Source organism: Halorussus salilacus, from assembly GCF_024138125.1.
GTDB lineage: Archaea > Halobacteriota > Halobacteria > Halobacteriales > Haladaptataceae > Halorussus > Halorussus salilacus.
The window spans coordinates 1283037-1305303 of sequence record NZ_CP099993.1 but is presented as its reverse complement, the minus strand read 5'-3'; the positions used below and the strand labels follow the sequence as shown (position 1 = coordinate 1305303).

Annotated in this window: 25 protein-coding genes and 1 tRNA gene; 13 read left to right on the top strand and 13 right to left on the bottom strand. The window is 59.6% G+C overall.

Annotation, left to right across the window (positions count from 1 at the left end; genetic code table 11):
* Positions 1-95: 95 nt before the first annotated feature.
* Both NGM10_RS06700 and gnd read left to right on the top strand, forming a co-directional pair.
* Positions 96-983 carry a hypothetical protein gene (locus tag NGM10_RS06700; RefSeq protein ID WP_253483172.1) on the top strand — a complete coding sequence of 296 codons (888 nt, stop codon included), beginning with the start codon at positions 96-98 and terminating at the stop codon, positions 981-983.
* A gap of 125 nt (positions 984-1108) precedes the next feature.
* Complete coding sequence (gnd, locus tag NGM10_RS06695; protein WP_253483169.1) at positions 1109-2014, top strand: phosphogluconate dehydrogenase (NAD(+)-dependent, decarboxylating); 906 nt, start codon at positions 1109-1111, stop codon at positions 2012-2014.
* 54 nt (positions 2015-2068) lie between these two features.
* On the opposite strand, the gene NGM10_RS06690 is transcribed toward gnd, so the two are convergent.
* Together NGM10_RS06690 and NGM10_RS06685 are read right to left on the bottom strand one after the other, a co-directional pair.
* Positions 2069-2644, bottom strand: a complete 576-nt coding sequence (locus NGM10_RS06690) for a DoxX family protein (protein WP_253483166.1) — start codon at positions 2642-2644, stop codon at positions 2069-2071.
* A 118-nt stretch (positions 2645-2762) separates the two neighbouring features.
* Positions 2763-3374: a DJ-1/PfpI family protein gene (locus NGM10_RS06685; RefSeq protein ID WP_253483164.1), complete on the bottom strand. Its 612-nt coding sequence runs from the start codon at positions 3372-3374 to the stop codon at positions 2763-2765.
* A gap of 104 nt (positions 3375-3478) precedes the next feature.
* Here NGM10_RS06685 and NGM10_RS06680 point away from each other — a divergent pair, with 104 nt between their 5' ends.
* Both NGM10_RS06680 and NGM10_RS06675 read left to right on the top strand, forming a co-directional pair.
* Positions 3479-4054, top strand: coding sequence for a 2Fe-2S iron-sulfur cluster-binding protein (locus NGM10_RS06680; protein ID WP_253483161.1), 576 nt, complete (start codon positions 3479-3481; stop codon positions 4052-4054).
* A gap of 71 nt (positions 4055-4125) precedes the next feature.
* On the top strand, positions 4126-5559 hold the full coding sequence (locus NGM10_RS06675) for an MATE family efflux transporter (protein ID WP_253483158.1): 1434 nt from the start codon (positions 4126-4128) through the stop codon (positions 5557-5559).
* A gap of 45 nt (positions 5560-5604) precedes the next feature.
* Here the strand turns inward: NGM10_RS06675 and NGM10_RS06670 are convergent, their stop codons facing one another.
* A complete protein-coding gene (locus NGM10_RS06670) occupies positions 5605-5805 on the bottom strand; it encodes a hypothetical protein (protein WP_253483155.1) in 201 nt (66 codons plus the stop codon).
* An 18-nt stretch (positions 5806-5823) separates the two neighbouring features.
* Here NGM10_RS06670 and NGM10_RS06665 point away from each other — a divergent pair.
* Positions 5824-5897 (top strand) — tRNA-Phe (locus NGM10_RS06665).
* A 788-nt stretch (positions 5898-6685) separates the two neighbouring features.
* Here NGM10_RS06665 and NGM10_RS06660 read toward each other — a convergent pair.
* From NGM10_RS06660 to NGM10_RS06645, 4 genes are all read right to left on the bottom strand, one after another.
* Entirely contained in the window at positions 6686-7678 is a 993-nt protein-coding gene (locus NGM10_RS06660; RefSeq protein WP_253483154.1) for a pentapeptide repeat-containing protein, read from the bottom strand.
* Between the two features lie 588 nt (positions 7679-8266).
* Entirely contained in the window at positions 8267-8818 is a 552-nt protein-coding gene (locus tag NGM10_RS06655; protein WP_253483152.1) for an HGGxSTG domain-containing protein, read from the bottom strand.
* A gap of 89 nt (positions 8819-8907) precedes the next feature.
* Positions 8908-9114 (bottom strand): hypothetical protein, encoded by a 207-nt coding sequence (locus NGM10_RS06650; RefSeq protein WP_253483150.1) that lies wholly within the window; start codon positions 9112-9114, stop codon positions 8908-8910.
* A 2-nt stretch (positions 9115-9116) separates the two neighbouring features.
* On the bottom strand, positions 9117-9677 hold the full coding sequence (locus NGM10_RS06645; protein WP_253483148.1) for a hypothetical protein: 561 nt from the start codon (positions 9675-9677) through the stop codon (positions 9117-9119).
* Between the two features lie 375 nt (positions 9678-10052).
* Here NGM10_RS06645 and NGM10_RS18170 point away from each other — a divergent pair, with 375 nt between their 5' ends.
* From NGM10_RS18170 to NGM10_RS06635, 3 genes are all read left to right on the top strand, one after another.
* The gene (locus NGM10_RS18170; RefSeq protein ID WP_256504379.1) at positions 10053-10184 is read left to right on the top strand and encodes a hypothetical protein; all 132 of its coding nucleotides are present in this window, start codon (positions 10053-10055) and stop codon (positions 10182-10184) included.
* A 183-nt stretch (positions 10185-10367) separates the two neighbouring features.
* A complete protein-coding gene (locus NGM10_RS06640) occupies positions 10368-12380 on the top strand; it encodes a winged helix-turn-helix domain-containing protein (RefSeq protein WP_253483146.1) in 2013 nt (670 codons plus the stop codon).
* Complete coding sequence (locus tag NGM10_RS06635) at positions 12373-12720, top strand: hypothetical protein (RefSeq protein ID WP_253483145.1); 348 nt, start codon at positions 12373-12375, stop codon at positions 12718-12720. Before NGM10_RS06640 ends, NGM10_RS06635 begins: the two co-directional genes overlap by 8 nt.
* Before the next feature lie 135 nt (positions 12721-12855).
* Here the strand turns inward: NGM10_RS06635 and NGM10_RS06630 are convergent, their stop codons facing one another.
* The 5 genes from NGM10_RS06630 to NGM10_RS06610 form a co-directional block, all read right to left on the bottom strand.
* Positions 12856-13362, bottom strand: coding sequence for a hypothetical protein (locus tag NGM10_RS06630; protein WP_253483144.1), 507 nt, complete (start codon positions 13360-13362; stop codon positions 12856-12858).
* Positions 13363-13629: 267 nt separating this feature from the next.
* Positions 13630-14319 carry a hypothetical protein gene (locus tag NGM10_RS06625; protein ID WP_253483143.1) on the bottom strand — a complete coding sequence of 230 codons (690 nt, stop codon included), beginning with the start codon at positions 14317-14319 and terminating at the stop codon, positions 13630-13632.
* Positions 14320-14454: 135 nt separating this feature from the next.
* Entirely contained in the window at positions 14455-14673 is a 219-nt protein-coding gene (locus NGM10_RS06620) for a hypothetical protein (RefSeq protein WP_253483141.1), read from the bottom strand.
* A 60-nt stretch (positions 14674-14733) separates the two neighbouring features.
* Positions 14734-15762, bottom strand: a complete 1029-nt coding sequence (locus NGM10_RS06615) for a tyrosine-type recombinase/integrase (RefSeq protein WP_253483139.1) — start codon at positions 15760-15762, stop codon at positions 14734-14736.
* A 177-nt stretch (positions 15763-15939) separates the two neighbouring features.
* The gene (locus NGM10_RS06610) at positions 15940-16272 is read right to left on the bottom strand and encodes a DUF2892 domain-containing protein (RefSeq protein ID WP_253483137.1); all 333 of its coding nucleotides are present in this window, start codon (positions 16270-16272) and stop codon (positions 15940-15942) included.
* A 569-nt stretch (positions 16273-16841) separates the two neighbouring features.
* Between NGM10_RS06610 and NGM10_RS06605 the strand changes: the two genes are divergently transcribed.
* Together NGM10_RS06605 and NGM10_RS06600 are read left to right on the top strand one after the other, a co-directional pair.
* A complete protein-coding gene (locus NGM10_RS06605) occupies positions 16842-18287 on the top strand; it encodes an MATE family efflux transporter (RefSeq protein WP_253483136.1) in 1446 nt (481 codons plus the stop codon).
* Between the two features lie 102 nt (positions 18288-18389).
* Entirely contained in the window at positions 18390-18584 is a 195-nt protein-coding gene (locus tag NGM10_RS06600) for a cold-shock protein (RefSeq protein ID WP_253483135.1), read from the top strand.
* Between the two features lie 171 nt (positions 18585-18755).
* On the opposite strand, the gene NGM10_RS06595 is transcribed toward NGM10_RS06600, so the two are convergent.
* A complete protein-coding gene (locus tag NGM10_RS06595) occupies positions 18756-19595 on the bottom strand; it encodes an aldo/keto reductase (protein WP_253483134.1) in 840 nt (279 codons plus the stop codon).
* Positions 19596-19762: 167 nt separating this feature from the next.
* On the opposite strand from NGM10_RS06595, the gene NGM10_RS06590 reads away from it, so the two are divergent.
* From NGM10_RS06590 to NGM10_RS06580, 3 genes are all read left to right on the top strand, one after another.
* A complete protein-coding gene (locus tag NGM10_RS06590) occupies positions 19763-20599 on the top strand; it encodes a hypothetical protein (RefSeq protein WP_253483133.1) in 837 nt (278 codons plus the stop codon).
* Positions 20600-20720: 121 nt separating this feature from the next.
* Complete coding sequence (locus NGM10_RS06585; RefSeq protein WP_253483132.1) at positions 20721-21251, top strand: 50S ribosomal protein L16; 531 nt, start codon at positions 20721-20723, stop codon at positions 21249-21251.
* A 113-nt stretch (positions 21252-21364) separates the two neighbouring features.
* A complete protein-coding gene (locus tag NGM10_RS06580; RefSeq protein ID WP_253483131.1) occupies positions 21365-22234 on the top strand; it encodes an ATP-grasp domain-containing protein in 870 nt (289 codons plus the stop codon).
* The last annotated feature ends 33 nt before the right edge of the window (positions 22235-22267 follow it).

Below are 22267 nucleotides of genomic sequence, written 5' to 3'. Positions count from 1 at the left end.
TATTATATACAATATTTAATAAATATATTGCTGGATTTAATGATGTAATCTAAATTTAGAAAAATATAAGTATAGTTATAATAATTTATTATGTGATGTCAGAGAAACAAAATCGCGGAGTATCGAGACGTGACGCTCTGAAAAAGACGAGTATCGCATTTGCCGGATCGCTCACACTTCCTAGTGTGGTCCGAGGTGAGAAGGGGCGTTCGCTAGACGATATGCACCGGGATCTTATGCAGTCCCGACGCATCCAGAACAATGCCGGTCTTGAGGCTAGAATCAATTACCTCGAAGCTCGCGGTATCGGAGCGGGTTACAATCGGTTGCTGGCTAAGTTCCCGAATGAGGGGAACGGCCCGTCCACCGCGGATTCCCCCGACAATTACTGTGTCGAACCCGACAAGTGCGATGGTGATATCGACCTGACGCTTTGGTTCTTCTATGACCAAGACATGGAAGCGTACTACGCGGAACTCTCGATGCGGTACAGATACTACTATTACCAGAGTTACACCGCCTACGATTACTGGGGGCCGAGGTATCCAGACGACGGTGCTGGTATCATGTGGGAGAAAGATCACTGGGAAGTTATGAACGCCGACGACATCCCCAGCTCGACCGAAGGCGATGATCACGTCGAGTGGGACAACGGTAGCTGGAATCAGGAGGGGCTCGGTTACAGAGTGAACTCCGCCGACATCGCTCGGAATACCGGACAGACCAACGACAGGGACAAGCACTGGAGCGATTACGAGTACGCTGGTGTCTACCTCAATCAAGCCGAGGACTACGAGGACGGTGACTCCATCCATGCGGCGTACGAGTACACCTGGAGCTCGGGCGAACTTAGCGGCGTCTCGGTTAGCTACCCATGGGGCATCTCTGTCTCGGCCAGTAGCACCACGAAGTCCGAAGATCTCCAGACCGAACTCGATGGTTCCTCGCTCATGGTGGACACGTCGGACGCGTATCTCCAATAATCGCGTCGAAGACAGCTCCGAGACGACGCCGAATTGCTGACTTCCGACCTCCGAATCGCATCGAATCCATTTTATCACCGGTCCGAACCGCAACCACTACCTCCCACCCCGAACCACCCTCACCCATGCAACTGGGCGTCATCGGACTCGGCCGGATGGGACGCATCGTCGTGGACAGAGTGCTCGACGCGGGCCACGACGTGGTGGCTTTCGACCTCGACGACGAAGCCGTCGAATCGGCCGCGGAGGCGGGCGCGACCCCCGCCGACTCCGTGGTCGACCTCGCGGAGAAACTGGGCGACGAGAAGCGAATCTGGCTGATGGTCCCCGCCGGAGCGCCGGTGGACGCGGCGCTCGACGACCTCGAACCGCACCTCTCCGAGGAGGACATCGTCGTCGATGGCGGCAACTCCCACTTCGAGGACTCGGTCCGGCGGGCCGACGCCACGGGCGCCGCCTACCTCGACTGCGGGACCTCCGGGGGTCCCGCGGGCGCGGAACTCGGTTTCTCGCTGATGGTCGGCGGCCCGGAGTGGGCCTACGACGAGATGCGGCCGGTGTTCGACGCGGTCGCCACCGGACCCGCAGGCCACGACCGGATGGGTCCGGCCGGGTCGGGTCACTACGTCAAGATGGTCCACAACGGCGTCGAGTACGCGCTGATGCAGGCCTACGGCGAGGGGTTCGAACTGCTCGCGGAGGGCCGATACGACCTCGACCTCGAAGCGGTCGCCCGGACGTGGAACAACGGCGCTGTCATCCGGTCGTGGCTGTTGGAACTCTGCGAGGAGGCGTTCCGCGAGGAGGGCACCGACCTCGGCGACGTGGACGACTACGTGGCGGGCGGCTCGACCGGGACGTGGACCGTGCAGGAGGCCCTCGAACAGGAGGTGCCGCTCCCGCTCATCTACCAGGCGCTCGCCGAGCGGTTCGGGTCGCGAGCGCCCGAGGGGGGTCGGTTCTCGCGGCGGCTCGCGAACCGGCTTCGGTACGGGTTCGGTCGCCACGAGGTCGCGCGGCGCGAGGAATAGACCGATGGAACAGGAAAGCGATAGAACAGGAGTTCGGGAGTCCGAGCGAAGTCCCTATCCGAGGACGTAGTCGAGGACGGGGTAGCGCTCGATCAGCGGTTCGCCGTCGACCTCGTAGCGCTCGATGTAGGCGTCGAGGCCGAGGATTCGGCCCGCGCCGAACGCCGCGACCGCGAGGAACACCAGCATGTAGGCGAAGTCGCCGTTGATGAATCCGTGGGCCATGTCCCAGTTGCCGAAGTAGAACATGAGCATCATGAGCGCGCCGAAGAACGCGGCGAGCCGGACCATCGCGCCGACGAGCAGTCCGAGGCCGATGAACAGCTCGCCCCACGGGACCGCGACGTTCGCGAACTCCACGAACCACGGCGTCGAGCCCATCCACGCGAACAGCCCCGCGAGGGGGTTGCCGTTCGCGGCGGCGCTGTGGGTGAGATACCCACCGGCGCTGAACGGTTCGGACGCGACGATCTTCGTGAATCCGGAGTAGGCGAACGCCCAGCCCATCATGAGCCGGAGCGAGAGGACGAACCACGCGCTGAGGCTGTGGGCCTTCCCTCGGACGGTGTAGCCCCGGATGGTGCTCGTGAACGTATTGGTAGTTTCTGGGTTAATCGTGCTGGTAGTCATGATTGACGGAGAAGTACTCCTACTTCTATAGAGGTTTCGCGAGTATATTAAACTACTGAGATAGTAAGTATCACGAATATAAATAACCGAGATACGATGTATCATACGTATCCATAACTTATCCTCCGGTCCGGTGGAGCGCTCCGCGTCGCTCGTACTCGATTCTGGTCGCCATCTCCTCGGCGGTGTCGGCCCCGCAGAGCCGCTCGACCAGGCGGAGCGCGAGGTCGAGTCCCGAGGTCACTCCGCCCGCGGTCAGCACGTCGCCGTCGTCGACGACCCGCGCGTCCACGACCTCGGCGTCGGTCTCCCGGAGGTCCCCGACCGCGCTGGCGTGGGTGACCGCGGGGCGGCCCTCCAGCACTCCGGCCCTTGCGAGGAGCATCCCGCCGGTGCAGACGGCCGCGAGTTCGACCCCGCGCTCGTGGAGGTCGGCCAGAGCGTCCGGGAGGTCGCCCTTTTTGGCCTCGGCCCACGCGCTCGCGTCCGCGCGGTCGTTCCAACCGCCGCCCGGGACCACGACGACGTCGGGGTCGGCCTCGTCGAGCGTCCCGTCGACCGCGATTCGCAGGCCGTGGGCCGCGGTCACCTGCTCGGCCGGGTCGAGCGTTCGCAGGCTCACGTCGAGGTCACAGCCGCTCTCGGCCGCGGCCGAGAGCACTTCGTAGGGACCGACCGCGTCCAGTTCGTCGAAGCCGTCGTAGACGATGACCGCGATTTCGGTTGTCATGGTGGGTGTCTCGGAGGCTGAGGCCAAAAGCGTGTGGTCGACGCCGACCCGAGTGCCCGCGAGCAATCACAATGCTGTTAAACCAGTATTCCGTAGCCCCGCGCATGGTAGACGCACTGGGTCTGGGACTCGGACTGACGATGCTGCTCCTCGTCGTGGCCCTTCACTACTCGAAGGGAACCGAGTGGCGAACCCCCGACGACATCTCCCAAGAGGTGCTCGAACGCCGGGCTTCGACCGTGCCGGAGACCGACTTCCCCGAACCGATGAACCGCTCCATCGGCGGCGGTGGCGGCGCGGTCGCGGTCGGCGGCGGCGCCGAGGGCGAACTCGAAGGCGACGAGGACGAAGACGAGGGCTTCGACCCCGCCGCCATCTCGGATGACGAGGTCGAGTACTACGAGATCGAGTACGTCAACGAGGGCGAGACCATCGAGGTCGCCAACAACGAGACGCTACTCGAAGCCGGAGAGGAAGAGGGCTGGGACCTGCCCTACGCGTGTCGGCAGGGCCAGTGTCTCTCCTGCGGCGGCAAGGTGGCCGACGGCGACGCCCACGAGTACGTCCAGCACAGCAACAACGAGACGCTGGGCGAGGACGAGGTCGAGAAGGGGTACGTCCTCACCTGCACCGCGTATCCGACCGCGGAGTTCTCGCTAGAGACCAACGAGACGCCCTGAATTGTTCTCGGCGCCGTCGGCGCAATTTCAACCCAAAGCATTAAAATCCCAAGCCGTATTCCAATCGAACAGTGGCATCGAGGAACTCTGAAGGTATCACGGAGGGTGGGCTGGCGCGTCCGCTCTTCCATCTCGCGTGGCCCATCGTGGTCACTCAGTTGTTGCAGGTCGCCTACAACGTCGCCGACGCGTTCTGGCTCGGCCGGTACTCCGCGGATGCGGTCGGCGCTATCAGTCTCGCCTTCCCGCTCATCTTCTTCCTCATCGCGTTCGGCGGTGGGTTCAACGTCGCCGGAAGCACGCTCGTCGCGCAGTACACGGGGGCCGACAGCGACGGGTCGGCCGGGAAGGTCGCGGGCCAGACGCTCGGGTTCGTCGTCTGCATCGGGGTCGTCCTCGCGGTCGTCGGACGCTTCAGCGCCGGGCCGATGCTGTCGGTGTTCCCCAGCGACCCCGCGACCGCCGAGCGGGTCGTCCCGCTCGCCCAGTCGTATCTGGAGATATTCTTCCTCGGGCTCCCCTTCATGTTCGGCTTCCTCGCGTTCTCCGCGTTGCTCCGGGGGTACGGCGACACCCGGACGCCGATGCGGGTGATGGCGCTCAGCGTCGCGCTCAACGTGGTGCTCGACCCCATCCTCATCTTCGGGGTCGGCCCGTTCGCCGAGATGGGCATCGAGGGGGCGGCGTGGGCGACGCTCGTCGCACGCGCGGCCGGGGGCGTCCTCGGCGTCGCCATCCTGTTCGGGACCGACATGGGTCCCGACGTGAGCGTCGGCCATCTCGCGCCCGACCTGAGTTACGTCCGGGACATCGTTCGCATCGGAACGCCCGCCGCGCTGGAGCAGTCGGCGGGCGCGCTTGCCATGGTGATGCTCACGGTGATGATCGTGACGTTCGAACCCGCGGTCATCGCGGCGTACGGGCTGGGCAACCGCCTCATCTCGCTGGTGTTCCTCCCCGCGGTCGGTCTGGGCAAGGCGACCAACACGATGGTCGGCCAGAACCTCGGTGCCGGGAACCCCGCGCGCGCCGAGCAGGCGGTCACGCTCGCGGCGAAGGCCGGTGCGGGCGTGATGTTCGCGCTGGCGGTGCTCGCCGCGCTGTTTCCCGAACCCATCGTCTCGGTGTTCATGGCGACCGACACCGCCGACGCGGCCGCGACCATCGGGTACGCCAGCGAGTACCTCCGCATCCGAACGGTCGAGTTCGCGTTCATCGGCGTCTTCCAGGTGCTGGTCGGTGCGTACCGCGGCGCGGGCAACACCAAGACCGCGATGGTGCTGTCGATGGTCACGCTGTGGATAATCCGGGTGCCGGTGGTCTACCTCCTCGCGTTCGAGACCTCGCTCGGCGCGACCGGCATCTGGGTCGGCGTCGCGCTCGGCCACGTCGTCGGCGCTCTCGCCGCCGCGGCGTGGTTCACCCGCGGTACCTGGAAGGAGGCGGTCGTCGACGCGGGGCCGTCGGACCCGGCGGTCGAGGTCGACGGCGTCGCCGAGGACTGACCGCCCCGGAGAACCGCTCGGCTTTCGTGGACATCCTCGCGCCGACTACCCGAGGTCGGCCCCGCAGTCGGGACACTCCTCGTCGGCGACGGTGACCTGTGCGTCACACTCCGGACAGAAGTCGAGGTAGCACGCGCGCTCGCCCATGGCGTGCGGTTCGTTCCCGAGGAACAAAGGGCTTCGCCCGGGCGAGGGCGCGGCGGCCGCCGCGCCCTCGCCGCCTTTCGAAACCCTTTTCTTTGCCATACGCCTCGTTGCAAGTGCGCCGCCTTAGCTCAGACTGGGAGAGCACTCGACTGAAGATCGAGCTGTCCCCGGTTCAAATCCGGGAGGCGGCATCCGAAATTTACTCGGTCCTCATTCACCAGCCAGCAACGCCTTCCGGCCATTATCTTCCGAAAACCGCCCTGAGATTTGACCATGGTTTAGCTCGCGCCCTAACGTCTTCGGGCGCTTCGCTCTCAATTGAATTGCGAGGCCCTTGTAATTACTCGTGCTCCCGTACACGGTACACGCAGACCGTGACACGACGATATTCGAGATTCTTGAAGCTCCATGGCTTCCCAATCGCTCTGAATCAAATTCTAAGGCGGCTGACTGCGCTTGAGACCGAATTCCTGAATGGGACAAGGGAATAGCCTGGTTTAATCTTATCTCCTACTAATGACGGCGTCGAGAAGCTTCTTTATAGGGAAGGGGATTGACCTCCTTTCTATGCTCAGTCGCTGTAATGGGCACGTTCACGGTGGGGGGCCGCAGGAACGGAAGGATGGGTACACCTACATCGCGGCCGTCAAACCTATCGGATATCCCGATACGGCCGCGACCTGCGGACGACCTGGTTGCAAGGAACCAGGGTTAATCTTCCTCGACGACCACCAGTATTGGGAATTCCAATACCAAGACGAACGAGTATTTGGAGTCCACAAGCGTAATGACGTAGCGATTAAAGTTACTGACCGAGTTGTACGAGAGCGGTCAGAGATAGCTCGTCCAGAAGAATACGGCCCAAATGAACACGGCCGTTGGCCTCCATATCCCGGACAAGAAAACGCAGATGAGGTTGACTGGCCATAGTAGCTCCAATTTTGGGTGCCTCTTCGAGAACCTTGCCTCTCTGCAACTATCAAAACCGTTCTCGGTTGCCAAGGATGTAACCTAATAGCACTATCGAAAGTGTTCCAAAGAACGTTTCTATCATCATGACAAATTGTACTCCAGTACCTGAAGGAATCTTTGGAGGAGCAACCGTGAAGGCAAGAACACTGTAGGAAATATTCCTCATGAGACTCTCCTCAACACCCGCGATAACGTAAATCGATGTCGAAAAGAGAAATAACGCTACCATCCAACCCAAGAGGTTTCGAACTTTAACACCGTATCCGGTAAAGAGTTGAGAGAGAAGCGAACCACAATACCTGAGATTCAGGGAACCCCCATCAGCCTTCGCTTCAAGGCTACGGGCCCGGCGTTCCCTCACATATATGTCTCTAGACTGACCCACTAATCCATGATCACTTAATATGGATTTGAGCTCATGGTAAGCTCGTGCAGTTGATTCCCATTCTCTAGGTCCGAAGTTTGAGCCGAAGTGCCACTTCCGGAGACGCATTGGTATGAAACTATCTTCAGTCGATATCTCACCATCATACCCCTCAAATAGACGCTTGCAAGTCGTCGCTCCGGTTACGGATACTCCCGTGATATCTGCTTCCCGAATGTCTGCACCGGTGAGAGTTGCACCTCTGAGTGAAGCATTAGAGAGATCAGCATCCAGAAGATCTGCGTCAGAGAGGTCGGAATTTGATAGGTTTGCATCGGAAAGGTCTATATCCCGAAGATCTGCGTCGGAAAGGTCCGCTTTTGAAAGATTTGCGTTAGAAAGATCAGCATCCCAAAGAACTGCGTCAGTGAGATCCGCATCCTTTAGGACCACTCCGGAGAGATTCGACCCCGGAAGAACCGCGTCTCGCAACGCGACGTTTGTAAATGAAAGGGAATCTTCGAGATTTACACCCGATAGCTTGGCTCCGTCAAGTAACTCGGAGTATCCTGAACACTGTTCCCGGACCTCGGTATCCGAGCAAACAACCCTGAGTTCTTCAGCAGACTTTGACACACTATTCGGGTTTGCATGCCAGAGACAATGGTCTGCTTCTTCGGAATACGCCTTCCGCCAGCACGAACTCTGTTGATTAGGTCGATCATCAACTGCATGGTCCTCTGGCCATGTGTAACAACATCGGTCAGAGGGTGAACTTTCCATACTCGCCACCACCTTTGGTAGATTTACAATTCTTTCTCTTCTGAATATGTTCCCTATCTCCATTACGGGGTCACACCTGAACTCGGTGAGGCTCCAGTAAGGATCATTCACCTACCTGTGAACCAGCCTCACTGCTATCTCATTAGGGAATTGACCTCTCCGGCACAGATCCCTCTTACGAGCATTCTCCGGAAGATTTTGATACTCTGAATACTATTGCGCCGTATTTCGAAAACGGGGGGTTGGGCTAAAGAGGATATCCCGTCCATGACCGAGGTGCGTCGAGGCACGAAAGGGACCGGGGGTCACGTTTCAAGTCCACCTTCTGACACCCACTTTCGCAGAGACGGCTATATCTGCCGTCATTTGCCAATTGTTATCTGGAGCAGAGGAATGAACCTGATGAATCGAAAAATCGCATAGGACCTCGTTCACGGCGGCTCACGAATCGTAGCTCTTCTCGATGAAATCGCGCCAAGATTCCAGTGCATCAGCTTTCTGTGAATCGGGGTCGTCGAGAACACCGAGTTTCTTGAGATTTCTGAATATCGAGTCATCGTATCGACGAACCTCTTCGAGGAGTGGAGCCGCTTCCTTGCGAGTCGAACCTCTTGCAGGAACGTCCTGAACCAGCCCCGACTCCTTCTCTATGTATGCCGACGCCTTCGAGGAGATGTGGAGTTGAATCGCCACTTGTTTGGACAAGACCCGGTCCATATAGTCGACTGTTCCCGTGTTCTCTCGAACTCGATCCTCGATTGTCGCGGCAATCTTCTCGATGAACTCCTTCTGTTCAGGTGGGAGGTCCCGGTAGTAGTGATGCAGGTCAGCGTTGAGCCCGTGTTTGGAGGCGTTCTGATTATCCGCTGGCGCACCTGCATTACCACCATGCAGTTTGCACCGACCCTTTCCGACGTGGTCGGTTCCCCATCCAGCAGGTTGCTGGCAGGGTTCACCGTGACGGTTCGTCGCGCCACAGATATCGTCCGTCATAGGATTGATTGGAGAGATTCGGACGTGTGGTGATGACGAGAGGGATTAGGTCCAATTTCCATCGTTCTTGACCCTTTTCTGTATCCCTATTACCACCAGACGTGAGTATCCCCAACTTGCTTTCCTGAGGGTCTTGGGGCTTCTTCGAGTAGCTCGAACGTCTCTTCCGTACCAATCCCAAGTTCTTCGGCGACCTCTTCTGTACTCACGACGGGATTGTAGACCCTGTTCGTCTCCATCTTCACTACCCGATCTGCGTCTTTGGGCGTCGCGTTGAGGGAATCACTCGTACTCATTGTTACTGGTACCACGGTAGTCCGGCTCTGGGTACATCTTCCGGGTTCGGCTCTTCAGACGTATCCTCGTCATTCGTGTGACGGTCCCCTAGAATCATCTCGGGAGTTAGTCCCTCTTGGAAAGCCCGGGTTATCTCGGAGGAGCTGAGTTCTCCGTTCAGTCGAGGGTCACCGGATGGCTCAACTCGTTCGACCTCTACAGTTTCGGGGTCTTCTCCGTCCTCGATGGGGACTTCCTCAAGATACGTCTCCGGCGCATCCTCTGTTTCCAGAGTGACTTCCGTAGTGTGGCCGTGGTTATGCCGACCACCGACTGGAATCTCGATGGTCTCTGCTGATGTCTCATCTCCGAACATCACGTCCAATACGCACTCCCGAGCTATCTCCACCATATCGATGCCTTCGGGGTCGGTATCTACACCACGGTTATGGAGTTCGCCAAGGACTTCCCCTGTCAGTTGTTCTATCTTGAGTTTCAGGGCGGCGCGTCTGATATCCTCAACCCGCTCGTCAATCAGTTCCTGTACCTTCTCCCTCTGTGCCTTCGACAGTCTTTCTGACATTACATTTGAGAATACTCGTATACGCCAAAGAGGTTACCGGGTAATTCGACCGAATATCGTACAATCAGGGGTTCTAAAGGCCAAATCGAGTTTCTAGACGAGAAGTGTCCTCTTACCTCTTCATAGGAGCCGCTCTCGCGCCGCTCAATCAATTTCTCATCATTTGCAGAGGAATCGGTCTGATAGAACCTCAAATTCGAGAGGGAGCCGCTCACGGCAAATTCATGCGATGGGGTCTAACGGCTTCTATTGCTACTACTGACTCCGATGAGATTCTCAGTTTCAGTCGGTACACTTTCGGGGAATAAATTTCATACTTCGTATTCGTAATAACTTACTTGGCGTTTTATGGGTCAGTAATTCTAAACCTTTGACATGGCTTCCAAGCCAATTATCCCTGCCGAGGAATCGACCCGTGATGAAGCCCGAGTGACCAAAGCAAAGCTCGGAGTTACGTGGGACGAGTTCGTGCAGAAAGCTGCCGAAGAGTTGGATCCCGACAAGTAGGACTAAGACAATGAACGTAACGAAGGACAGGGGGCGAGGTGGGCACTCGGAACCCCCAAATCGACGAACTGTCGAACAGGGTGGGTCAGAACGGACCCGACGCCATCCGAAGTTGGCTCGACGTGGTACATCGGAACTCGGAGGGAACCAAGTTCCAGTCGCCGAAGGAGGGAGCCCTTCGACATGAGCAAAAAGAAGCCCCTAAGTAAAAGACCTACCGGGCGGCAACCTCCGCGAGAAGTCCTGAAATACGGTATTACGGAAGCTGCGCTCAACGGAGAGACCGCGCTGTTCGATGTTCTCCCCGGCATAGGAAAGTCACGAAGTATTCCGAAGGTTGCCGATGCTATGCCGGTCACGGTTCTCACGAATCTGACCGATAACTACGACCAATTCGAGGACTGGGGCAAGGAGGACGGAGTCGGGGTTGAGAAACTTCCGAAGCGAGAATTCTGCCCAACGCTACGAGACGAGAATCCTTCCTATCGAGATGACCCGGTCGCTCAAGAAGCGCGAAACGCTCGCAATAACGGCTGGTCACCGGGTGAGATTCATCGAGAGTTCGATCTTCCATGCCAGCGGGGAGAGAACAGTTGTCCATACTGCGAACGAGTCACTCAGATTGACGCGGACGGTCTCGATCTCCTCGTAGGAAATTTCGTGCAGGCGTACAACCCAGCATACGTCGAGAATCGCGTTGTCGTCCTCGATGAAGACGCCTTTGATGAATACTATACCGTTATCGAAAACCCGGCTAAGGAAGCGCAAGAGTTCATCGATACGCTTGATGACTTCCCTTTCGATAGCCTACGGCGTCTCGAAGGAGATGACCGAGTAAAGGCATTAGAAGAACTTGGAAAGATCGGTCTTGAACCAACCGATCACAGGGATTCAGTAGGGGACTTCCATGCAAAGGCCCCACTCATCGCGTACGCTATCTACGGGGCTAAAAAGTTAGATAACGGTCTAAAATACACGGAACTTCCCGGAGACCGGACGGCAGTCTTCGAAAAACTATACGAGACAAGCGGAGATGGTCACGATGATGGTACCCCGACAATGTGGTTCTTCGACTTACCGGACTTCTCAGGAGCAGAGGCGGTCATCGGGCTCGACGCTACGCCTTGCCTCTCGAAGTGGAGACGAGTTCTCGGTGGGGACTTCAAGCACTATCGCCTATTCGGCGAGCAGGAGCGTAACCGATACCTCCGCGAGAAAGGATACGAGTTCATCCAACTGAACTCCCACGCATGGCCTGCACAGGGAGGGAACCTTAGCATTCCCAAATGTGAGGCATACCTTCGAGAAGTTCACCAAAAACACGGAAAACGCCCGGACCTGATAACTGGCAAGGATATTCGAGACCAACTCGAAGAGAGAGGACTCGATCATCTTTGGGATGAAGACTTGTATTACGATGCCCTCCGGGGGAAGAACCAAATTGGTGACTCTCAGCTTCTGGTAGTGCTGGGCGCTCCCTCTCGGGGAGATAGTTACTACCAGCATCTCACGGCACTATTCGGCGAAAGTGCTGAACGGGTAGAGGAAACTCAGGGGATGAATCTCTCACTCGGAAATCCAATCGCAGATGATATCCTCAATATGCATCGTCGTGGGGGCGTATTTCAGGCGGCGATGCGTGCTGGTCGAAAAGACGACACTGAAGCGACAGTCTACATCGCCACGGGCTTAGTTCCTGACTGGCTCGAAACCAAGAAGATCGGTCGGGAAACGCCAAGCGGATCATTCGATGCTTGTCCTCACGGCAATCTTCGCAACGACAGTGATCGAGCAGTCCTGTCTGTACTCGAAAACGAGGACGGTATTTCTGGTCGAGAAATTGCACGCCGGGCCGATTTGTCGAAGTCGACGGCGATGGATTCACTCAACCGACTCCGCGAGGAGGGCATAGCTGAAAAGACCGGTGCTGGTCGAGGAACTAAATGGCACGCTAATGGGGTTGAATCGTTGAATATCGCGGGTAGAGTTGATCTTACAAGAATGGCCGAACACTCCTTAAAGAATTCTTTAAGGGAATCTCGGCCATTCTCAGACCGCGTCATCCCCCGTCGCGACCCATTTGAACTCCCTCCTGAACGTCGGTACCCTGACTGGATGCGGGATACGATGCATCGTGCCCGTGAGCGGAAGTTCGATGAACAGATGAAACAAGCCCGGAGGAACTCCCATGAGTAAGACCGAAAGCCGTGATAAACTCAAACAGATTCGCAAGGTCCGAGACGGGGATGATGGTTCGACGGACGGCCCCGAGGTGTACACCTGTCCGATTGACGGGTGTAGTCGAACGGTTGTCGGTGAACCTGGCCATCTCAGGAATCACGTAAGTCAGGCCAGCGACGATGCCCATCGTCACCGAACGTTGACCGAGGACTTGGAGATCGAGGTTCACTGGGAGGAGATGGACTGGGGGTTTGGCGTTCCTGCTTTTGATTCACCACCGAGTATTGACGAGATGGAGTCTGCCGACGGACATGACGACTCGTGGGGGCCAGGTGCTCCAAAGAGTGACGTATAGCCCATCTCTCGTGAGAGCGAGTAGACTGCGATATGCGCAGAGATAATATCTTGCCAATGTTCTCCTTTGCTTACCTTGAGGACCTCCTAAGAGCGGCATGAAGAGCCGTGAGAGCGAAATGAGAGTCAGCGAGGCTTAGTTCCCCTGCTCATCTGCAATGCGAGCGCCAAGGAGTACATCGTAGAGAACCTCAAACATCCTTGTAGCATCGCTTGCCCACTCCTCAACTTCATCATCAGTAAAATCGACTCTGATTGAGTGAGCACCTCGGTTACCTGCATTTTTGAGTTCACGAACTTCCTCTACGAAGGCGTCATCAAGTTCCCGGGAGTAGCGTCGTAAGGTCGAAACGCCGTCCTTGAGTTTGTTGAGTAGTTCATTGAATGAATAGTGGCAATCGTCTTCCTGATTATAGAACATCTGCACATCTCTACCTGCATAGTGCGTTTTCAAGATCTCAAAGACCATGTCCTCGAAGAGTTTGCGAGTAAGGACCATTGTTCCATCGTAGATGCGGTAGCGATAGCAGTCGTTAATGTCCTTGATTAGTCTCTCGTACCGTTCGTCATCAACTACTTCCGAGTCAATGAAACTCTCTCCTTCGTTGCGGGGATTACCAAGTGCTTCGTCATCAAGCAACATTACCACCTCATCTTCTCCAGTATGTGTCAATCGGTATCCCTCGTTTTCGGTTGGTGTAATCCAACCCGTCTCTCGGAGGCGACTGAAATAGGTTGAAACGCTTGACGGTGAGATAGATGATCGCGAGCGTTGAATCAAGTCCTTTACGTCTGCCTGCTTTGCTTCATCCTGCTCTTGTTCAGCTTCAAGATAGTAAATCGCCAGCCCAATTTGTTCCTTCTGTCCTGCGTCGCTATCGTAGTGTTCCAAAAAACGGTCAAATGACATTTACGTGTTGTCTTCCTCTTCCGCTTCCAGTCGTTCAACCGTTCTCTGGATTTGGTCGTATCCTTCTCGTTCTCCAGGTAGCGTTAGACTAATATCCGTATTTGCTCCACTCCCGTCTCGGCGGAAATATCTATCTCCTTCCCCATTATTGAACTGATACATATTGAATAGACCATTATCGTCAACTCCCGAAATCCGTACTGCATCTTTGAGGTCAGGAGAACGAACTGCTTCAATATCATTGCATTCGCGCCAAAGCGTCATAAGAATCAGAGAGCTACGCATTTGCTTCTCACTTCGACTATTCCCAGATTCTCCCAGTATCTCTGGGTCGAAATTCAAATACGGTGGTTCCTCTCCTTCCGGGTCAATGTCAAAGTATCTACTAAGCGTTTCCTCATTAAGGCCCGTTCGGGTGGGGATGGAACCGTAGCTAACTTCTACATCCCACCCTTCGTCGCCGTTTGATTCTTCAGTTTCATCCTGTTGTTCTTCCCAAAACTCTGCATCAAGTCCTGGATTCTCGTCTCCCCCATTCTGCTCTATTGAAAAAGAAGTTCCATCAAAGACCTCCTTATTTTGTTCCAAAAACTCAACGAATCCGAGAACGCTGTCCTCAAGTTCCTCTCGGTCCTCACCCGTAAATTCTGCATTCAGAGGACCATGGTCTAAGGTAATGGTGATTTCCATATGTTATACTGGCGTGTACACTATCAAATAATATTTCTTACGGTGACAGTTGGCGGAAACGCTATTTCGTTACTGTTGACGTAATCTTGGTGGTTTCAGCTTTCGTCCTCATAACTCCGTTTGTTATATCGGAAGTTAGCCTGCTATTCGATCTGCGACAACGACAAACCCGATGACTATCACCAACATTCCACCAAATCGGGGATACTCGATGAGTAAACCGAGCATTGACCCAAGAGCGTCAATGGGACCACTTGCTCCTGTGTAACTCCAAAACCCTGCTACGGTCAACATCAGGAAGGAAGCGACGAGAGCAAGTACCATTATTTTGAGATTCGTGATTGCTTTTCCCATATGTCATCGAACGATACATCCCGTAAAAATGCTTATGGAGAGGTAGTGAAAGTAGAACAGTTAGATATTGCTGAGATAGCCCCGCCGTTGTTCCACCTTCACCTCCTCGTCTCGCTTGTCGTAGTGCTTGTCCAGAACGTCCTGTCCGACGTTCATCCGGTCAGAAACGACCTTCTCGGGCACGTCTTCGGTCAGAAAGTAGGTGATTGAGCCTCGACGGATGTCGTGAGGCGAGACGTTGACGGGACACTTGCTGTATCCGGGATAAGACCCCGCCTCACAGTCGTCTGGATTCCGTCCCTTGGGACAATCAGCCCCATAATAGCAAGGTCGAGTGACCCTGTAGACCGCGTCCCGAATGCTCGACCGATTCATCCGCCCATTCCTGCTCGTGAGAAGCGGCTCTCGGCCGTAATCATCCTCCACGTCATGGCGATGATTATCCCTCCAGTCTTCGATTGAGCGGCAAACCTCGGCGTTCAGAGCGACAATACGCTCGCCTTCTTTCCCGTTCTTGAGTGGTGTCCCTTTCTTCGGTCGATGGCGGATTGCAAGCCGCTCAGCCTCTTCGTCGTAGTCGTCTACGTCCAGTGCGTGAAGTGCCCCGAGCCGAATCCCGGTGTGCCACAGGATTTCGATGATGACGTGGGGACGAGACGCGTACTCGAACTTCCGCTGGTATTCGAGTAGAGCCTCCGCTTGGTCGGAATCGAGGATGGATTCGCTCTGCTCGTCTGTCTTGTCGAGTGTCGGCATCAGAGCGTCGAACTTCTCGTGAAGGTCTGTCTCGACGGCATCGATAGAGCCACACCATCGGATGAAAAGTCGGAGTGCGTCGAGTTGTCCCTCAAGCGAGATGGGTTTCAAGTCTCCATCGTCTCGACGCCACGTTTTGAATCTCTGCAAGTCCCGACCGGAGAGGGTATTCATGTTCTCGATCCCCTCGACGTCCTCGCACCATCGGATGAAGTGTTTGAGTCGGTAGTGGTAGCCGTCGAGGGTTGATTGCGATACTTCGCGCTCGCGCGCATTGAGGTACATCTTCTTCGCCTCAGCAGGCGAGATGGGTTCGAGTTGGTCCTTCGTCATGGGGTTCACCGAAGCGCCCATGGGCGTCGGACGAGCTGTCCCCGTCCCCGCGAGCGAAGCGAGCGGGGGCTCGGAGAGCTTTGCTCTCCGGCGGTTCAAATCCGGGAGGCGGCATGCTTCTCTACGTTCGACCGGACAGCGACGGTTGTCGGGTCGAGATTACTTCCGAACTCTCGATTACTCGCAGTCCTCGTGGACGATCTCGTGGTTCTCGTTCGGCCCGCGTCGCTGTCCGGGGACGATGGGCTCACCGCAGGCCGCACACCGCAGACCGCCGTCCTCCTCACTCAGACCCGCTCGCTCCTCGCTTCCCTCGATGTCGATGGTCTCCATCAGGTCGCCCGATTCGGTCGCGAGTCCGTATCCGACCGCGAGCGCGCCGACTCCGGCCAGCGCCCCGCGAACTCGCTTTCCGCTTCGGAGCCAGACCGCGGCGACCACCGCCAGCGCGGTCGCGAGGAGTATTCGAGCGAGCCGGTCTGGGTCGTCGGTGCCCTCGTTCGGGTCCATATCCGAGCATCGGGCTCCGGGTCCTTGTAGTTCACCGCCGAGAACGCCCGGCCGCCGGTCCGTACCAGTTTGGGGGGTAGTGGTGACGGGATACCAGCCCGAGTTGACAGACACTAACGTTCGTAGTGTCTACCGCTCTAATCGTCTCTCTCCGATATCAATCTCCGGCTTCGAGCAAAGCTGTCCGAATACAGTAGAAGACGAACCATACTGTGCGCATCGGGAGCGAGTTCACGATGGTCGCCGCTCCTCGACTTTCGATCCGAAACGGATGGGGATGGGTGCCCCGAAATCACCGTATGTCGGTCGGTGCTTCTCGGTCCGAATCAGGGACTGACGCAGTCGTACCGCCAGTCACAAGCGAGTGCCGGGTCGACAGCGGTAGCCAGTAGTGCGAGCGTCACGAGGAGTGCCAATCGAGTCTTGGTCATTGGTGACATTGTTCGTATTACACCGACTTACGATTAAGTATGGGGGTATAAAAATATTATTACTACCTCCGGAGTGTAATCGCCGTCTCTTACCGAATCAGGAAGACACTTTAATTTTCGATTCGAAACACCCCCGTAGTGGCTCGCTTCCCGAACCCGGTCCGACTGCTCATCCTCTCCATCGGCCTCGCGCTCGCGCGCGTCGGCCTCGTGGACCCCAAGCACGTCCGCCGGACGACGGACCTGGCGTGGCCGCGAATCGTCACCGGACTGGCGCGGATGTCGAAGAACGCGGTCGACGTGGCGATGGTCGGCATCGCGGTCGGGCCGGTCGCCATCGCGGGGGTCGGCTTCGCCGCGCCGTACTGGGGCGTCGCGTTCTCGCTCGGGGGCGGTCTCGCTGGCGGCACCATCGCGCTGGTCTCCCAGCGCTACGGCGCGGAGGCGTTCGACGAACTCGGGCGCGCGGTCCGGTCGAGCGTGGCACTCGTGGTCGCGGTGACGATCCCGGTCTCGGTCGCCTTCTGGGCGCTCCCCGCCGAACTCATCTCGGTGATGACCGACGACGCGCGCGCAATCGAACTCGGCGCGACTTACCTCCGAATCCTCGCGCTCGGTGTGCCCTTCGCTGGCCTCAACCTCATCGGGAGTCGGGTCTACATCGGGGCCGACGACGCGTGGACTCCGATGCTGGTCCGGGCGGGCGGCGCGCTCTCGAACATCGTGCTGAGCGCCGCGTTCATCTTCGGGTTGGGTCTCGGCGTCGCGGGCGCGGCGTGGGGCACGGTGCTCGCGAACGTCCTCGTGACCGCGGCGTTCGCGGTCGGACTGGTCGCGGGTCGGCTCCCCGGCGCGGGGGCGCTGCCCGTCACGGTCGACCCGCTCGGCTCGTACGTCCACCTCGACACCATGCGCGACCTCGTCCGAATCGGCCTCCCGGTCGTGGGTCGCAACACAGTGTGGACCGTCGCGAAGTTCCCGATGCTCGCCATCGTCGGCCTGTTCGGCCCGAGCGTGGTCGCCGCCTACGTCATCGCCCGGCGCATCTGGGGGCTGATGAACACGCCCGGGTGGGGCTTCGGACTGGCCTCCAGTAGTCTGGTCGGACAGGCGCTGGGCGACGGCGACGAGCCCGGCGCGGAGTCGTACGCCCGCGACGTGGTGGCCTTCTCGGTCGCGACGTACGCGGTCGCGGCGGTCGTCGTCGCCGTGTTCGCCGAACCCATCGTCCACTCGTTCGTCGACGACCCCACCGACCCCTCGGTCCCGGTCGCGATTGCGCTGGTCTACGCGGCGTGTCTCGCCGTCGTCCCGCAGGGCGTCAAGAGCGCGGCCGCGGGGCCGCTCGACGCCAGCGGCGACACCCGATGGCCCTTCTACAGCCAAGTGCTCGGGATGTTCGGGTTCGCGATACCCGTGGCGTACCTCGGGGCCACCACTCCGCTCGGACTCGTGGGGCTGTACCTGTCGTTCATGGCCGAGACCGTGGTTCCGGCGGCCGTCAACTACTACCGGTTCTCGACCGGCAAGTGGAAGGCCATCAGCAGGGAGTTCCGACCCGAGACCCCCGTCGCCGACGACTGAGGGTGCCGATTGGCCCGGCTCCCGGCCGGACGTATCCCCACGACCCGTGGTACCGGTTCTCTCGGAAGCCTTATTTGTCCACCGCCACTGTGTCCAAAAGCAATGGCAACAGGTACGGTTGATTTCTTCAACGATACTGGCGGTTACGGTTTCATCGACACTGAGGACGCGGACGAGGACGTTTTCTTCCACATGGAGGACGTTGGCGGACCCGACCTCGAAGAGGGACAGGAGATCGAATTCGACATCGAGCAGGCCGACAAGGGCCCGCGCGCGACCAACGTCGAGCGACTGTAAGTCGGCTCGGACTTTCGCGTACTACTAACCATCCTACGTTTATCACGCCGCCCAGAGGCATCCACGCGGTGGCCCGGCGCGTCGCGCCGGGCCACCGCGTCACCTTCCGGTCGAGTCGATTCGCCCGTCGAGTCTGCTCACTCGTCGAGTCCGTTCACTCGTCGAGTCCGTTCACTCGTCGAGTCGCGCCATCTCCTCGTCTGACAGTTCGACCGCCGACGCGCCGACGTTCTCCTCCAGATGCTCGATACTGGCGGTGCCCGGAATCGGGAGGGTGACCGGCGAGTGCTGGAGGAGCCACGCCAGCGCGACCTGCCGCGGGGTCGCGTCCCGGTCCTCGGCGACCGCCGCCAGCGCGTCGGCCTTCTCGCCGAGGTCGCCCGCGCCGATGGGGAAGTAGGGAATGAACCCGATGCCCGCCTGCTCGCAGGCTTCGAGCACGTCCTCGTGCTCGCGATTCCCGACGTTGTACTCGTTCTGGACGGTCGCTATCTCGACGATGTCGCGGGCCTCGTCGAGCCGGTCGACGCTCACGTTGCTCAGCCCGACGTGGTCGACCAGCCCCTCGTCCTTCAACTCCGCGAAGGCGTGGACCGACTCGGCGAACGGCGTGTCGGGGTCGGGGCGATGGAACTGGTAGAGGTCGATGCTGTCGGTCCGGAGGCGGTCGATGCTGGCGAGCGCCTGATTCCGTACGTAGTCGGGGTCGCCGTGGGGAATCCAGTCGCCCTCCCGATTTCGGAGGAGTCCGGCCTTCGTCGCCACCACCGCGTCGTCGGGGTCGAGGGTCTCGCCGACGAGTCGCTCGCTGACGCCCGGTCCGTAGGAATCGGCGGTGTCGAGGAAGTCGACGCCCGTCTCGACGACTCGCCGGAGCAGCTCGCGGGCCGCCTCCTCGTCGTCGGGCCTGCCGATGATTCCCTCGCCGGTGAGCCGCATCGCGCCGTAGCCGAGCCGACGGACCGCAAGCTCGCCGCCGATGTCGAAGGTGTCGCTCTCGTTTTCGACCATGGCGAACCTGCACGGCGACCGCCAATAGTCGTTCCGGCGGCCGGGTCCGCGGAGTCGCTTCGAGCGACCAGTCTGGCCCGCGGAACCGATTCGACGACCTGCCGGGCGCGCCGTCAGGCGCGCCCGGCAGGTGTCTTTTTGCCGCCGCCCCGCGAAGTCTACGTCCGATGACCGACGCGTCCGAGGGGTTCGACTATCCGCGCGCCGCGGTCGCCGGGGACCTCGCGGTCGTCGCGGCGGTCGCGGTCGTCCTCGTCGCGGTACACGTCCTGCTCCCCGAGGCGACCCACGACCGCCTCGCGTTCGACCACGGCGCGTTCGCCCCCGAGACGCTCCTCACCGCGGCCTACGTCCACGCGGGGAACGACCACCTGCTGAACAACGTCGGCGGCTACCTCTCGCTCGCGGTGGTCACCTACCTCGTCTGTCTCAACACCGGCCGTCGGGCGTGGTTCCGCCGGACGCTCCCCGTCTTCCTCCTCGCGCTCCCGGTGGCGGTGAACCTCACCAGCTACGTCCTGCTCGAATCCCGATATCCCGGCTCCACGCCGATATCGCGGGGGTTCTCGGGCGTGGTCGCTGGCTTCGGCGGGTTCCTGCTGGCCGCGGTCGCGGTCCAGCTCCGGGCCAACTACTCCCGGGCGACCGCGTTCTTCGTCGGCGGGTTCGCGGTCCTCCTCCTGCTCGCCGAACTGCTCTGGATATACCGCGACGGAACCGATCCGGTCGAGGTCGCAGCGGTCTCGGCGGGACTCGCGCTCGCGGTCTCGGGCATCGTCACGCGCGGTCTCGGCGCGAAGCTCGGCGGCGACCACTACCGGCGGGTCGGCTTCGACCTCGTGTACGTCTCGCTCGTCCTCGCGTTGCTGGTCTGGCTCGTCTACGGCCTGTTCCCGGCCAGCCCCGTCGCTGGCGGCACCTTCACCAACGTCTTCGCGCACGCGGCGGGGTTCGTCGAGGGCGGCCTGCTCGCGGCGCTGACGCTCGTGGCGGTCCGGCCGTGACGGGACTCTGTGGTGTGTGCTGGCCCGTCACAACCGCCGGGTCCGCCCGTCTCCACCGGATTCCCTTGTCTCGCTTCGAAGGGTTTATCCGCGCAGTGACCCTCAGACACCAGTAATAACCATGTCGGACAAACCCGCCTCGATGTACCGGGAGATCAGCAAGCCGCCGTACACCCGACGCGAGTACATCACCGGCATCCCCGGTTCGAAGATCGCACAGCACAAGATGGGCAACATCGAAAGCGACGAGGACGACTACCCCGTCCAGATCAGCCTCCTCACCGAGGAAGAGGTCCAGCTCCGCCACGGCGCGCTGGAGGCCTCCCGCCTGTCGGCCAACCGCTACCTGCTGAAGGAACTCGGTCAGGACAACTACAAGATGATCCTCCGGAAGTTCCCCCACCACGTCATCCGGGAGAACAAGCAGGCGACCGGCGCGGGTGCAGACCGTGTCTCCGACGGGATGCGTCAGGCGTTCGGGAAGGTCGTCGGTACCGCCGCCCGGATTCCGCGCAACGACCGCATCTTCACCGCGTGGTGCCAGCCCGAGGACGCCCCGGTCGTGAAGGACGCGCTCCGCCGCGCGTACAACAAGATCTCCCCGCCGTGTCGCATCAAGGTCGAGCGCGGCGAGGAACTGCTGGTCGCGTAGCGCGGTTCTCGTCGGTTTCCTTTCGTTGTTTATCGTCCGTGAGCCGACCGCTCGGTAGATACCGAACGTTCCCGAAACCCACCTTTTTACCCACCCACTCCCTCTGAGAGCGTATGCTGGACCTCGCGGTCGCCTACCGAGAGGAGACGTTCGAGCGCATGCGCGACCCCCTCGAAGAGCGCGGGATTCGAGCGCGCCACGTCCCCACCGAGGGGCGGGCAATCGCGCTCGCCGACCCGCCGTGGGACGCCGAGGGGTTCGACGCGGGATTCGTCTACCCCTCGCGGGCGATGGAGGGCGGCGTCCTCGACGCCGCCCTCGGCGTGCCGTGGGTCAACGACCGCGAGGACGTGCTCACGTCGCGGAACAAGGCCGGAGTCGTCGCCCGCCTTGAACGCGCCGGGATTCCGGTCCCCGAGACCGTCCTCGTGTCGAACCCCGCCGACGAGTCCGACCTGCTCGCGGCGTTCGACCGGTTCGACACGCCGGTCGTGGTCAAGCCAAACTCCACCACGCGAGGGGTCGGCGTGGCGAAGGTGGGCGACGCCGACTCGTTTCTGGGCGTGACCGACTACCTCGACCTCGTCCACGACTACCGTGCCACCGGCGACAAGTCGTTCCTCGTCCAGGAGTACGTCGCCGACGCGACCGACTACCGCGCGATGGTCGTCGACGGCGAGTGCGTCGGCGGGGTCGAGCGCAGACTGCCTGACGCCGAGCGCGAGTCGGGGCGCTGGAAGCACAACGTCCACCGCGGTGCCGAGGCGACCGGCGTCGACCTGCCCGCCGACCTCCGAGACCTCGCCGAGCGCACCGCGGGTGCGCTCGGCATCGACTTCCTCGGCGTGGATATCCTGGTCTCGGGCGACCGCGCGGTGGTCAACGAGACCAACGCCCGCCCGACCATCGACGCCGAGACCAAGTACGACGCGGGGTTCTACGACAGGCTGGCGGGGCTGATTCGCGAGACCGCCGGGGAGTGAGGAGCGCGAGAACGGAAGAAGCGGGAGAACTGC

Coding starts and splice junctions, on each gene's coding strand:
- NGM10_RS06690 (WP_253483166.1), bottom strand. CDS start 2,644: ATGACTACCAGCACGATTAACCCAGAAACTACCAATACGTTCACGAGC.
- NGM10_RS18170 (WP_256504379.1), top strand. CDS start 10,053: ATGGCTTCCAAGCCAATTATCCCTGCCGAGGAATCGACCCGTGATGAA.
- NGM10_RS06700 (WP_253483172.1), top strand. CDS start 96: ATGTCAGAGAAACAAAATCGCGGAGTATCGAGACGTGACGCTCTGAAA.
- NGM10_RS06620 (WP_253483141.1), bottom strand. CDS start 14,673: ATGGGAAAAGCAATCACGAATCTCAAAATAATGGTACTTGCTCTCGTC.
- gnd (WP_253483169.1), top strand. CDS start 1,109: ATGCAACTGGGCGTCATCGGACTCGGCCGGATGGGACGCATCGTCGTG.
- NGM10_RS06585 (WP_253483132.1), top strand. CDS start 20,721: ATGTCGGACAAACCCGCCTCGATGTACCGGGAGATCAGCAAGCCGCCG.
- NGM10_RS06630 (WP_253483144.1), bottom strand. CDS start 13,362: ATGTTGCTTGATGACGAAGCACTTGGTAATCCCCGCAACGAAGGAGAG.
- NGM10_RS06625 (WP_253483143.1), bottom strand. CDS start 14,319: ATGGAAATCACCATTACCTTAGACCATGGTCCTCTGAATGCAGAATTT.
- NGM10_RS06595 (WP_253483134.1), bottom strand. CDS start 19,595: ATGGTCGAAAACGAGAGCGACACCTTCGACATCGGCGGCGAGCTTGCG.
- NGM10_RS06610 (WP_253483137.1), bottom strand. CDS start 16,272: ATGGACCCGAACGAGGGCACCGACGACCCAGACCGGCTCGCTCGAATA.
- NGM10_RS06580 (WP_253483131.1), top strand. CDS start 21,365: ATGCTGGACCTCGCGGTCGCCTACCGAGAGGAGACGTTCGAGCGCATG.
- NGM10_RS06685 (WP_253483164.1), bottom strand. CDS start 3,374: ATGACAACCGAAATCGCGGTCATCGTCTACGACGGCTTCGACGAACTG.
- NGM10_RS06590 (WP_253483133.1), top strand. CDS start 19,763: ATGACCGACGCGTCCGAGGGGTTCGACTATCCGCGCGCCGCGGTCGCC.
- NGM10_RS06655 (WP_253483152.1), bottom strand. CDS start 8,818: ATGACGGACGATATCTGTGGCGCGACGAACCGTCACGGTGAACCCTGC.
- NGM10_RS06640 (WP_253483146.1), top strand. CDS start 10,368: ATGAGCAAAAAGAAGCCCCTAAGTAAAAGACCTACCGGGCGGCAACCT.
- NGM10_RS06650 (WP_253483150.1), bottom strand. CDS start 9,114: ATGAGTACGAGTGATTCCCTCAACGCGACGCCCAAAGACGCAGATCGG.
- NGM10_RS06600 (WP_253483135.1), top strand. CDS start 18,390: ATGGCAACAGGTACGGTTGATTTCTTCAACGATACTGGCGGTTACGGT.
- NGM10_RS06645 (WP_253483148.1), bottom strand. CDS start 9,677: ATGTCAGAAAGACTGTCGAAGGCACAGAGGGAGAAGGTACAGGAACTG.
- NGM10_RS06670 (WP_253483155.1), bottom strand. CDS start 5,805: ATGGCAAAGAAAAGGGTTTCGAAAGGCGGCGAGGGCGCGGCGGCCGCC.
- NGM10_RS06635 (WP_253483145.1), top strand. CDS start 12,373: ATGAGTAAGACCGAAAGCCGTGATAAACTCAAACAGATTCGCAAGGTC.
- NGM10_RS06680 (WP_253483161.1), top strand. CDS start 3,479: ATGGTAGACGCACTGGGTCTGGGACTCGGACTGACGATGCTGCTCCTC.
- NGM10_RS06615 (WP_253483139.1), bottom strand. CDS start 15,762: ATGACGAAGGACCAACTCGAACCCATCTCGCCTGCTGAGGCGAAGAAG.